This window comes from Sphingobacterium faecale (assembly GCF_016746095.1).
GTDB classification, from domain to species: domain Bacteria; phylum Bacteroidota; class Bacteroidia; order Sphingobacteriales; family Sphingobacteriaceae; genus Sphingobacterium; species Sphingobacterium faecale.
Genome location: NZ_JAERTY010000007.1, coordinates 51,497 through 63,883 on the forward strand (window position 1 = coordinate 51,497; position 12,387 = coordinate 63,883).

Below are 12,387 nucleotides of genomic sequence, written 5' to 3' on the forward strand. Positions count from 1 at the left end.
TATGATCGCATTTCGTCACTTGCATCAACCCACGGGGCGGTATATTTCCAAAGCAGGTGAACCCTATCTGTTTTTCGGAGGTACGGCTTATTTAGGGCTGTTAGATAACCCAGGTTATATTGATCTTTATAAAAAAGGAATAGATACCTATGGGCTTAATAATGGCACGTCTCGCTCTAATAATGTACAGTTGGGGGTGTACGATGAAGCGGAGCAGAGGATGGCTTCGCGCTTCGGTTTTGAAACAGCTGCGTTGTTGTCAAGCGGATATTTGGCTGCTCAGGTAGCGGTCCGTACCTTGTCAGCTGGCAAAAAGGTGCTGTATGCGCCTGATGCACACCCTGCGCTGTGGCTGGAGCCTGTCTTAATGGATGAGCGCTCATTTGAAGATTGGCGCGATTCGACAATAGCTTACATTAATGCTTCGAAGGAGACAAGTTTCCTGATCATATCCAATACCTTAGACAACTTAACGCCGCGGCGCTATGATTTCAGTCCGTTTGTAAATTTGTGCGATTCTAGTAAACATCTTTTTTTTATTTTGGATGACTCACATGGGATTGGCATTATACATCGAGATGCTATATCTGTAGATCTTGGTGTTATGCAAAAAAGTCCTAATATTCACTTGTTGATAGTCGCGTCATTGGCAAAAGGTATGGGGACAGATGCCGGAGTTGTGATGGGAAAAAATGAGATAGTACAGCAGGTTAAGGCAAATCCTATTTTTAGAGGAGCATCGCCGCCTTCTCCGGCTTCGGTGTATGCGCTTATTAATGGCGATTCTTTTTATCAAAGCGCGTTTGATCGGTTACATCATAATATTTTTCATCTACGCGGTCTGCTAGGGAGAGATAGTGAGCTGTGTTCTATTTCTGCTTTCCCTGTTTTTACATCACGCGACGTGCACTTGTATCGTCATCTTTTGCATCAACGTGTTGTCATTTCTAGTTTTCCATACCCATTGTCCGATAGTCCACTGTTAAATCGGATTGTAGTTTCTGCTTTGCATGAAGATGACGATTTGGAATATTTAGCTGAAGTGTGTTTGTTAAAAAAAACAATAAATATTTGAAAATCAGCAAAATAATAGTAGATTTGCGTCCGATTTGAGGTGTTTGGTATGTGTTATTCGGGGGTAATCGTTTGAAAATGAAAAAAATATGTTGGAGAAATGATCCAAAATATTTTCAAACCTCATTTAAAAAAGATAATTTTGCAACCCCAAATGTGGGTTTAGATGGAATAATATAATTACAGAATAATAGATATGACTAAAGCAGAAATTATTGCAGAAATCTCTAACAAGACAGGCTTAGAGAAGGTTGATGTACAAGAAACGGTTGAAGCGTTTTTCAAGGTTGTTAAAAATGCGATGATTGAAGGAGAAAATGTATACGTTAGAGGGTTTGGAAGTTTTGTTGTAAAAAAGAGAGCAGAGAAAACAGCGCGTAATATTTCCAAAAATACGGCGATTATTATCCCAGAGCACTACGTGCCAAGCTTCAAACCAGCAAAGATTTTTGTTGAGAAAGTGAAAAATGGTAATAAAGTAAAAAAATAATTTAAATTAGTCCTATGCTTAATACCAAACAAATTGTCGTTGTTGCATTAGTGGTTGTATTGATGGGAGGACTATTGGCGCAGCCTATTAAAGGTTTGGTAGACAAGGAAAAGGGAACAAATCAAGCAAATACGGAAGAATCTGCATCTTCAATGTATACATTGAAGAGTGTTTCTGAGATTGCTAAACAGAGTATCAACTCTTCTCTGTCCCAAGATATTTCAGCCATCGAAGCCCAGGTAGAGAAAGCTGAAGGTGAACAAAAAATCAAATTACTAGAGCAACTGGTAGTTAAGTGGGACGATGTTGCGAAACCTATTCCTCAAGGATTCATTTATCAGGAGTTAGCGCAGTTATCTCCTAAATTTGAATACTGGTTGAAAGCAGGAGAAGCTTTTCGTGCCGGTTACACCAATCAACAGGATACTGTAATGGCAGCCGAATTGAATCGTTTTGCTATTGAGGCCTATGAGAAGGCAGTAGAGTTGGATGCAAACAGTCTGGCAGCGAAAACAGGACTAGGCGCGGCACTTGTGACAGGGTCTAACAACCCAATGGCAGGTATTGCATTGCTTAGAGAGGTCGTAACTGCAGATCCAAAAAATGTAGAAGCTAATAAAACATTGGGTTTATTCTCCATACGTTCACAACAGTTTGATAAAGCTATCGAGCGATTCAAAACGGTTGTGGAAGTAAAACCGGACGCAGAATCTTATTTTTATTTAGCTACAAGCTACGAAAAAATCGGTCTTAAGAACGATGCTATCGCCGCTTATCAGAAAAGCAAAGAGATAGCAGCCGATCCGACCTTATCTCAATATATTGATCGTCAGATAGAAGCATTGAGTAAATAATAATTAACAAAATTCATTAACATTATTTAAAAACATTAAGCTATGCCAAGCGGAAAAAAAAGAAAAAGACACAAAATGGCTACTCACAAACGTAAAAAACGTTTAAGAAAAAATAGACACAAGAAAAAATAGTTCTTGTTGATAGTCTAAGGAGATTTGTCTTCAGAGACGCTATACAATCTATGATAAACTTAGTTGTTTGACCATAGATTGTATTTTTCATTGAAGAACATTCGTTTTTTTGTGAATATTAAATAACCATCCTATGATGGCTGTTTTCTTAAACAAATTTATGTTTCATTGGGATGATATAAGATGGTGCGCGAGGTACTGTCGTCCCCAAATTTAGTAGCTGTTGGTAAAGGAATTAATTATCGATTCAACCCCTGAAAATGGGGTGACTATTGCTTTACTACAGGACAAGCAACTTGTAGAACTAAATAAGGAACAGGTAGACAATCATTTTTCGGTAGGCGATATTTATCTAGGCCGAATTAAGAAAATCATGCCTGGATTGAATGCGGCGTTTGTAGATGTAGGCTACGATAAAGACGCATTTTTGCATTACTTAGACTTAGGTCCACAGGTACAATCCTTACTTAAGCTTACGCGAGTAGTAAAGAATGGCAGTTATCAAGAGAATCTGCTTAATAGTCTAAAGCTTGAAAAGGATATCGATAAAGCTGGCAAGATTTCGGAAGTATTAAGCCGAAATGTATTATTGCCTGTACAGATAGCAAAAGAGCCAATATCAACAAAAGGTCCACGGCTGAGCTCGGATTTATCCATCGCAGGACGTTTTGTTGTACTTGTGCCTTTTTCAAGTTCTGTTTCCATTTCCAAGAAAATCAAAGGAAGTGCTGAACGTACGCGGCTTAAAAAGATTGTAGAGAGTATCAAACCTGCAAATTTTGGAGTTATCATACGGACTGTTTCTGAAGGAAAAGGAGTTGAAGAACTTCAAAAAGACCTTCTGGATTTGATTTCGAAATGGGAGCTTTTTACCAAGCGCCTTAAAAAAGCTGAACCGCCACAAAAAGTCCTAGGTGAGATGGATAGAGCATCTACCATCTTGAGGGATCTGTTGACTGACGAGTTCACTCATATATATGTGAATGACCCTGTCATATACGAGGAGACAAAGTCCTACGTACAGGAGATTTCGCCAGAGTTGGAAAAAATTGTTAAGCTCTATAAACACAAAGAGCCAATTTTTGATCATTTTGGTGTTGAAAAGCAGATTAAGGCAGCTTTTGGCAAAACGGTCAATTTGCAAGGTGGTGCGTATTTGGTCATTGAACATACCGAAGCATTGCACGTTGTAGACGTTAATAGCGGTAACCGTATTGCTAGTAAAGAAAACCAAGAAGATAATGCGCTTTTGGTAAACAAAGAAGCAGCAAGGGAAATTGCTCGGCAATTGCGATTGCGGGACATGGGAGGTATCGTTGTCATAGACTTTATCGACATGCACAAGCCTCAAAATAGAAAAGAGCTGTATACCTATCTTAAGGAATGTATGGGCGAAGACAGAGCTCGTCATACCATACTTCCACCGAGTAAATTCGGCTTGGTACAAATCACGCGACAACGTGTGCGTCCAGAAATGAGTGTAGTGACTAATGAAAAATGTCCTGCTTGTGATGGTACGGGAGAAATAAGATCGAGTATTGTATTACTCGATGACATTGAGAACAACTTGAGCTTCATACTTGAAGAACAAAATGAAAAGGGGGTTTCCTTGTGTGTACACCCTTATATTGACGCCTACATTAAGTCAGGTTTGATCTCCAAGCGGATCAAGTGGTTTTTCAAATATGGGAAATGGATAAGGGTAAAGCCGGTTCAATCCTATTATTTAACAGAGTTTCACTTCTTCAACTCGAAGGATGAGGAAATCAAGTTATAAAGAGATTAAAAAAAGCTCCTCAATTTTGAGGAGCTTTTTATCTATAGTGGATATAAAGAAATCTGTTGTATTAATATCACTTAGTCTAAGCTCAATTCTTTTTCCTTATTGATCAAGGATGCTATACTCGTATCATTCAAGATTTGCAACATTGCGTTACGTACATCTATAAATGTATCTCGGATACCACAAGCGTGCTCTTCCGTGCACTCTTCACAAGAGCGATAGAAATTGAGACTAACACAGGGCAGCAGTGCAATAGGTCCATCGATAAGGCGCATCACTTGCGATAAGTATATGTCCTCAGGAGCCTTATTCAAGCTGTATCCGCCTCCGGCTCCTTTTTTTGAATAAAGAATACCTGCATTTCGCATTTCCAATAGAATCTGTTCCAAAAACTTTTTTGGGATGCGCTCCTCTTCCGCTATCTTGACAATTTGCATTGGTTCATTACCATAGTTCCTTCCAAGTACCATTAAGGCTTTTATCGCATATTTAGTTTTTTTCGAAATCATAGTCTGTATTCTGTTGGCTCAAAAATACGAAATATTACGATTAATAACTATTGTCCCAATACCTCGACTATAGGGTGACCGATGTTGCCGTTAGGTTCCATTACATGTAACAGAGATGCTAGCGTAGGAGCAATATCTACTATTTGAACAGAGCGATTGCTTACTCCAGGCTTTATTCCCCATCCCATAAATAATAAAGGAATATGAGAGTCGTAGGCTGACCATACACCGTGCGTAGTGCCTGTGCCTCGTGGAGTCCCTGAATACCATTGCGGTTCTGCTATGATTTGAATCGCTCCGCTATTTTTACGATTATATCCATTAATGATTTTTTCGCGGATAGGGGCAGGTAAAAACATGTTTTCGCCCGCTTCCATGTCTACGACATACGCTACCCCGTCTTGATTTTTTAAGTTTTTGATAATTACCTTTTTGACGTCATCAATATCTAGGTCTAAAGATTCTATTAGTGTGTAGTCTAGATGCACCTGATAGTTCATTAGGCTTCGTACCAATTTGTCCGAGCCAAATTTTTCCTTTAGTTCGATATTGAGCTCGCGTTGTATTTGTCTTGTAAATAGATAACCACCGTTTCCTCGTTGATCTGTGTAATACAAAGGATTATATGAAGCCGCGTGATCGGCGGTCAAGAAAAAAGTATAGTTACCCTCGCCTACTGTTTTATCAAGGTAAACTAGAAAATCTGCAATATCCCTATCTAGGCGTAGGTAGGTGTCTTCGATTTCTACGGCCGATAGGGAATACCTGTGCCCTACATAATCCGTCGCTGAAAGACTTACACAAAGAAAATCCGTATTATTCGTTGGATTTTTTCCCATGTTTTCATGTTCGATTGCAGCTTTGGCAAAGTCTAGTGTCAGGGTATTACCCTGAGGTGTTGTCTTTATTAATTCATAGCCTGTATCTTTCATCAGTTCCGACGTCTTTCTAGGAAAGGTCGGTGATTTTTCTCCAGGCCATTTGCCTTCATAGATGTTGTCGTCAGCAATACTGTTTGTATATGTCTCTATGGGGTAGAGTGTGTTCCAATCCTGTTTCAAATATTTTTCAGGTAATTTTTGTTTGTTGAAGCTATTGACCCATTTAGGAAGATCTTTCATGTAGAATGTGCTGGAAATCCAATCGCCTGATTTCGCCTCAAACCAGTATGCAGCGTCTGCAAAATGGCCTGCAGGAAGGATTCCCCCCCGATCTTTAATAGCGACACCTATTACTTTAGATTGAAAGTTAGTGGCTAATTTAAGTTGGTCGGTGATAGTAGAAGCCAAAAGATTACGAGGAGACTGTTTACCCTCTTTCTCCTTAGTACCTACTCCCTGTACGTTTTCGTCCTGCGTACAGTACATAGATTGACCAGTAGACTGTATAATCCAATCGTTTCCAGCAATACCGTGAATAGAAGGAACAGATCCTGTATAGACTGAACTATGACCAATAGCTGTGTAAGTGGGAATATAATTGATTAGGGTATTTTCACATGAAAATCCTTCTTTAAGAATCCTCTTGAAACCATCATTGCCATAGCGGTCTGCAAAACGATATAAATAGTCCCACCGCATTTGATCTACCATGAGGCCAACGACCAGCTTAGGTCTTTCCACTTGTGCGTTTACGTCTTTTACAAAGGCTAAAGCCAGCGCGAGAAAGAAAATAAAATGTTTTTTCATTGGAATAATTGTTTTAAGGACAATAAATCTATTAAGAGTACGTGTATTCCTAATAGATTCATCTGTTTAAAGGTTTTGTTGAACTACAAATTAAGCTTTTTAAGATGATTTATGAGAAACTGTCCCGTAAAACTTTCTTTACACACGGCCAAATCTTCGGGGGTGCCGTTAAAAACAACCTTCCCTCCCTTTTCTCCCCCTTCGGGACCAATATCTATCACCCAATCTGCAGATTTGATCATATCCATGTTGTGTTCAATGACTAATATGCTATTGCCTAAAGCTATGAGTGCGTCGAACGACTTTAGGAGTTTCTGTATATCATTAAAATGAAGACCAGTCGTAGGTTCGTCAAAAATGAACAATGTTTTTTTGCTATTATTTCCTTTAATTAAGAAAGAAGCAAGTTTTATGCGTTGTGCCTCGCCACCGGACAGTGTGCTAGAAGATTGTCCTAACTTAATGTAACCTAATCCCACATCTTGCAAAGGTTGCAGTTTTGCCATAATCTTAGGCTGGTCTTTAAAAAACAATAGAGCTTCCTCAACACTTAAATCTAGGATATCGGCTACTGATTTCTCTTGGTATTGCACATCCAGTACATGCTGTTTAAAACGTTTGCCTCCACAGGCCTCGCAAGGAAGTACGATGTCAGCCATAAACTGCATCTCGATTTTTACTTCCCCATCCCCTTGACAAATATCACAACGCCCTCCTTCTACATTAAAGGAGAAGGCAGCAGGTTTTAGTCCGCCAGCTTTTGCAGCAGGTAGGTTTGCGTATAGCGCTCGTATTTCGTCCCATGCCTTCACATAGGTTACGGGATTGGAACGAGATGAACGACCGATTGGATTTTGGTCTACCATTTCGACCTGCTCTATTTGGTGGATATCTCCATCAATGCCGTCAAATTGTCCCGTCTGTTCTCCAGAATAATTTCCCAATGACTTTTGGAGTGCAGGATACAGGATGTGTTTTACCAAGGAGGTTTTACCAGAGCCTGATACCCCTGTGACTACCGTAAATATATGCAGAGGAAAATCAACATTAATTCCTTGTAGATTATTCTCCCTAGCACCTTTTATCCTGATTATGTCTGACCACTTTCGTCGTTGTGCAGGTATGGTGATTTCTTTTTTGCCGCTGAGGTATTGGCCCGTTAAAGACTTACTATCTTTTAATATCTGCTCATATGTGCCGGCAAATACCAATTCACCACCATTAGTACCTGCTTCCGGTCCAATGTCGATCAAATAATCTGCGGCTTCCATCATCTCTTGTTCATGCTCTACTACGATTACTGTATTTCCAATATCCCGTAGTGATTTTAAAACACCGATTAGTCTTTGTGTATCTCTAGGATGTAAACCTATACTTGGTTCATCCAGGACATAGATTGATCCTACTAGTGAGCTACCCAAGGAAGTTGCTAAGTTGATACGTTGAGACTCTCCTCCCGAAAGTGTATTACTAAGTCGGTTGAGCGTGAGATAGCTAAGGCCTACGTCACACAAAAACTGTATTCGGTTTACAATTTCCCAAAGCAAGCGTTTTGCAATAGTAGCCTCATTGGCAGAAAGTGTCAAGCTGTTGAAAAATTCGAGAGCTTGGTCTATAGGTAGAAGGACCAAATCCACAATAGATTTTCCCGCGATTTTTACATAGGTCGCATCTTTACGTAATCGGCTGCCTTTACATTCAGGACAGTCTGTTTTGCCCCTATAGCGCGACAACATAACGCGATATTGAATCTTGTAAGTCTGTTCTTCCAGTTCCTGGAAGAAATCATTCAAGCCCCTAAAGTATTTATTGCCTGTCCATAAGAGTTCTTGTTGCTCCTTGGTCAGATCAGCGTATGATCGATGGATTGGAAAATCAAATTTTATAGCCGTACGTACTAAGGCCTCAAGCCAAGTTCCCATTTTTTCCCCTCTCCAAGGAGCCAGAGCACCGTCATAAACAGATTTGCTTTTGTCCGGTACGACAAGATCCGGGTCGATACCAATCACTTTACCGTATCCTTCGCAACGGCGACAGGCGCCAAAGGGATTGTTAAAGCTGAAAAAATTAGGGGTGGGTTCTTCAAAGGTGATACCGTCCAGTTCGAACTTGTCAGAGAAATTAAGGCGTTGACCTTCGATATCTACTGAACATTCTCCCTTGCCCTCAAAGTAAGCCGTCTGTATAGAATCCGCTAAACGGGTCGTTGTTTCTTCCTCTCCATCTAAGCGTACGCGATCTATAACAATTTCTATGTCACCTGCTTTAAATACGTTGTTGGCTATAGACTTGTTTTCAAGTACAGACTCTATCTTTTCGATGGCTTGCTTGAATAATATGCGTACAAAACCTTTCTGAAGCAACAGGGAAAGCTCTTCTTTCAACTTTCGCCCATTGGTAGGATGCAAGGGACTGAAAATCGTGACTGTTGAATCTATTGGTGAGGTTAAGATCCGATCCACAATAGAGGAAACAGAGTCTCTAGAGACAAGATCTCCAGAAATCGGAGAATAGGTTTTTCCTATTCGTGCAAAAAGAAGTTTGAGGTAGTCGTAAATCTCCGTTGATGTTCCTACAGTAGATCTGGGATTACTGGTGATCACTTTTTGTTCAATGGCAATGGCGGGGGCTATTCCCTTGATATAGTCCACCTCTGGCTTGTGCATCCTTCCCATAAACTGACGTGCATAGGACGACAGGCTCTCTACATAGCGACGCTGCCCCTCAGCGTACAGCGTGTCAAAAGCCAAAGATGATTTGCCCGAACCTGACATGCCAGTAATGACTACCAATTTGTTTTTGGGAATATCAACATCTATGTTTTTCAGGTTGTTGACGCGTGCGCCCTTGATTTGAATATGAGATTTTGGATTGTGCTCCTTCGTGTTTTGCATAACTAACAAAGTTAAGCATTTCTGATAAGTTGAGCATAGACACTTCTCTTATTTTTCTTTTGGGTTTAAAGAAGATCATGGTTATGCGTGGTATAAGACGAGCATATTTGTGCGTTTTCTGTCATGAAAACGAATAGAGATGCACTATTTTAGTAAATACTATTTAGTTTTATTCTAAATAGAGTATATTTGCGTGATTTTCCACGTATTATGAAGAAGTTATTTCTCTCGGCTGCGCTATGGAGCAGCACATTATTAACAGGCTATTTGCTGGCCTCCACAAATACAGCGTATTTCTTTCAGCAGCAATCGATAGACATAAAAGGGCTAGTCCTATCTAATGGTAAACCACTCGTTGGGTCAACGGTTTCTTTGGTAGAACTAGGTCTAACAGCTTCTAGTGAGAACGACGGACAGTTTGTTTTTTCCAAAGTACCTCTCGGAAACTATACTTTGATTGTACAATATGCAGGAATGAAAGCGTATCAATTAAAAGTGATTCCAGGGCAAGATGTTAAGATCGAGTTGGAAGAAAATACGATTGCTATCGATGATGTTCAAGTGATCGGCCAACGTTCAAAGGTTAAAGGAGCTACTTCTACGTTTATTTCTAGACAAGCGATCGAACACTTGCAGGCGACGAGTATCGCCGAGGTACTTCAGTTATTGCCTGGGCAGGCTATCTATAATCCCTCTTTTTCTCAAATCAACACACCTTTAATTCGACAAGGAGGGAGTAACCCTACGGGTACAACACATGATAGCAAATCACGTAGCGTAGCATCATTAGGAACCTCTATCATCGTCAACGGAGCTCAATTGTCCAACAATGCCGATATGCAGGCCGTCAATACCGCTTCTGGAGGTGTCTTGTCTAGTTTCGGTAATGCCTCCGGAAGGGGGACAGATTTGCGGCAATTAACGGCAGACAATGTAGAGTCTATTGAAGTTATCCGCGGTATTCCTTCGGTGGAGTATGGCGATTTGACATCGGGAGTTATCGATGTTAAAACCAAAGCATCTGTACAACCTCTACAGGCCAAGTTCCGATTAAACCCAACGTTGAAACAAGGCTGGATTGGGCAAGGTTTTGCCTTGGGTAAAGATCAAGGAGCCTTGTTTGTGGATGTAGACTATACTTATGCAGCCAATAACCAGATACAGACCAGTGAATCGTACAAGCGTTTTAATACTTCTTTGCAATATACCAATACATTGGGGGCGAATCGGAATCTATACAGTAATACGACCTTAGCTTTTGGAGGATATTACGACGATAGTAAGATAGATCCCGATCTGGCAGTCAATCAGGTTATTAATCAGTCTGAGAATTATGATTTGCGATTCTCCACTAATGGACGATGGAATCTGGATAAGCGCTTTGCGCGGAACATTAACTATGTGTTATCAGCTCAATTGGGGTTTCAGAATGGGTTCCAACAGATGGTGAATAGCGGTTCGCTTTTCGCTGTTTCGAATGCTTTGGTTGATGGAACGTATGAAGTTGACTTCTTGCCATCCAGCTACTTACAGCAGATTCATATTAAAGGAAAGCCTCTTAATGTACAAGCTAGATTATCGGACAATTTTTACTTTTCTACAGGTGCAGCACGGCATGCCATCACCGTGGGAGGAACGTATACTTTGGACAAAAACTTTGGTCAAGGCAAATATTTCGCAGGAGATATGCCTCCTAAGAATAGTTCTGGGTTAGGATTCAGACCTCGTCGATTTTCAGATGTTCCCGCATTGAATCAACTTGCCTTTTACGCAGAAGATAGATTGGCAGTAGATGTGTTTGGAAGATCATTGGATATTATAGCCGGTTTACGGTATGATTGGATGCAACCTTTCAGAGATGATGCAAAAAGCGCCTTCTCGCCTCGTATTAATGCGTCCTATGAACTGTTCAAGGATTTTTCTATCCGAGGCGGCTATGGTTGGAGTGCTAAAGCGCCTTCCTTGATATACTTGTACCCCGATCCTGTCTATTTGGATGTGTTTAGCCTGAGTTATTATAAACAAGACCCAGCAGAACGACTTGCTTTGGTGACCACACGCGTATTTGATGCACAAAACCAAAATCTCGAGATGGCTAAGTCTAAAAAAAGAGAAGTTGGTGTAGATTATAAAAAGTTTTCAATATCGGTTTATGATGAACGTATCGCTAACGGATTGGATATGTATCAATACTATAATTTTACGAATGTGCCCGTTTATACTGTGGCTTCGCAACAGCCTGGACAACGCCCTGAACTGAGTGAGGTGGTTAAAGATTCCTTATATGTGACGGATTACAGAGTACCGCGTAATAATGTCAATATTGTGAATAGAGGGATTGAATTTGATTTTGACTTTGGTAAAGTAAAACCTTTGCGTACCTCCTTTACTTTGAATGGCGCATACGCTTATACCAAATCTTTTGACAATAATCCGTTTGTCTATGCACGGCGTGTGCCTAATCAGCCATACAATAAGCTGGGAGTTTATGAAGGGAGAGGAAAGGAGTATACACGTTTCCTGACCACATTACGTGCCATTCATCAGATTCCCGAAATCCGCCTCCTCATCACCTTGACAGCTCAGACAATCTGGACAGATAAGGATAAGAATTTAAACTATAGCTCTAAACCTTATGCGGTGATGGATATCGTCGAGGGAGGAGCTGGTGAAATGCGGACACTCACTGAACAGGAGATCGCTGCTATACCAGAGACTTCAGGGTTATTCTTGCCGATTGCTGAATCTTCTTATAGAACAGAATCTTGGAAGCCATTATGGCTATTCAACACTAAAGTGACCAAGGAGTTTGGAAAGAATTACGGCTTCTCCTTTTATGTAAATAACATTACCAATAACAGACCTTATCAACGGAGTAAACGTAACCCAGATCAATTAGAAAAGCGAAATATTCCGATATTCTTTGGTAGTGAATTGAGTATCAAATTTTAAGTGTTGGCAAT

At 40.4% G+C, this 12,387-nt stretch carries 8 protein-coding genes; 5 read left to right on the forward strand and 3 right to left on the reverse strand.

Annotated features, from left to right (window positions below; all coding sequences use genetic code 11):
- The first annotated feature begins 1 nt into the window (after position 1).
- The 4 genes from JKG61_RS12530 (at position 2) to JKG61_RS12545 (ending at position 4,327) form a co-directional block, all read left to right on the forward strand.
- Positions 2 to 1,075, forward strand: a complete 1,074-nt coding sequence (locus tag JKG61_RS12530; RefSeq protein ID WP_202103329.1) for an aminotransferase class I/II-fold pyridoxal phosphate-dependent enzyme — start codon at positions 2 to 4, stop codon at positions 1,073 to 1,075.
- A 195-nt stretch (positions 1,076 to 1,270) separates the two neighbouring features.
- A complete protein-coding gene (locus JKG61_RS12535; RefSeq protein WP_202103330.1) occupies positions 1,271 to 1,564 on the forward strand; it encodes an HU family DNA-binding protein in 294 nt (97 codons plus the stop codon).
- 14 nt (positions 1,565 to 1,578) lie between these two features.
- Positions 1,579 to 2,418, forward strand: coding sequence for a tetratricopeptide repeat protein (locus tag JKG61_RS12540; RefSeq protein WP_202103331.1), 840 nt, complete (start codon positions 1,579 to 1,581; stop codon positions 2,416 to 2,418).
- A gap of 355 nt (positions 2,419 to 2,773) precedes the next feature.
- Positions 2,774 to 4,327: an Rne/Rng family ribonuclease gene (locus JKG61_RS12545; protein ID WP_021071042.1), complete on the forward strand. Its 1,554-nt coding sequence runs from the start codon at positions 2,774 to 2,776 to the stop codon at positions 4,325 to 4,327.
- Positions 4,328 to 4,407: 80 nt separating this feature from the next.
- Here the strand turns inward: JKG61_RS12545 and JKG61_RS12550 are convergent, their stop codons facing one another.
- The 3 genes from JKG61_RS12550 to uvrA form a co-directional block, all read right to left on the reverse strand.
- The gene (locus JKG61_RS12550) at positions 4,408 to 4,842 is read right to left on the reverse strand and encodes an RrF2 family transcriptional regulator (protein WP_021071043.1); all 435 of its coding nucleotides are present in this window, start codon (positions 4,840 to 4,842) and stop codon (positions 4,408 to 4,410) included.
- Between the two features lie 47 nt (positions 4,843 to 4,889).
- Entirely contained in the window at positions 4,890 to 6,530 is a 1,641-nt protein-coding gene (gene pafA, locus JKG61_RS12555) for an alkaline phosphatase PafA (protein WP_202103332.1), read from the reverse strand.
- A gap of 83 nt (positions 6,531 to 6,613) precedes the next feature.
- On the reverse strand, positions 6,614 to 9,424 hold the full coding sequence (gene uvrA, locus JKG61_RS12560) for an excinuclease ABC subunit UvrA (RefSeq protein ID WP_202103333.1): 2,811 nt from the start codon (positions 9,422 to 9,424) through the stop codon (positions 6,614 to 6,616).
- A gap of 210 nt (positions 9,425 to 9,634) precedes the next feature.
- Here uvrA and JKG61_RS12565 point away from each other — a divergent pair, with 210 nt between their 5' ends.
- Positions 9,635 to 12,376: a TonB-dependent receptor gene (locus tag JKG61_RS12565; RefSeq protein ID WP_202103334.1), complete on the forward strand. Its 2,742-nt coding sequence runs from the start codon at positions 9,635 to 9,637 to the stop codon at positions 12,374 to 12,376.
- The last annotated feature ends 11 nt before the right edge of the window (positions 12,377 to 12,387 follow it).

Bases quoted from the DNA above. Each gene is read 5' to 3' on its own strand.
- JKG61_RS12530 (WP_202103329.1), top strand. From the start codon at position 2: ATGATCGCATTTCGTCACTTGCATCAACCCACGGGGCGGTATATTTCC.
- JKG61_RS12535 (WP_202103330.1), top strand. From the start codon at position 1,271: ATGACTAAAGCAGAAATTATTGCAGAAATCTCTAACAAGACAGGCTTA.
- JKG61_RS12540 (WP_202103331.1), top strand. From the start codon at position 1,579: ATGCTTAATACCAAACAAATTGTCGTTGTTGCATTAGTGGTTGTATTG.
- JKG61_RS12550 (WP_021071043.1), bottom strand. From the start codon at position 4,842: ATGATTTCGAAAAAAACTAAATATGCGATAAAAGCCTTAATGGTACTT.
- pafA (WP_202103332.1), bottom strand. From the start codon at position 6,530: ATGAAAAAACATTTTATTTTCTTTCTCGCGCTGGCTTTAGCCTTTGTA.
- uvrA (WP_202103333.1), bottom strand. From the start codon at position 9,424: ATGCAAAACACGAAGGAGCACAATCCAAAATCTCATATTCAAATCAAG.
- JKG61_RS12565 (WP_202103334.1), top strand. From the start codon at position 9,635: ATGAAGAAGTTATTTCTCTCGGCTGCGCTATGGAGCAGCACATTATTA.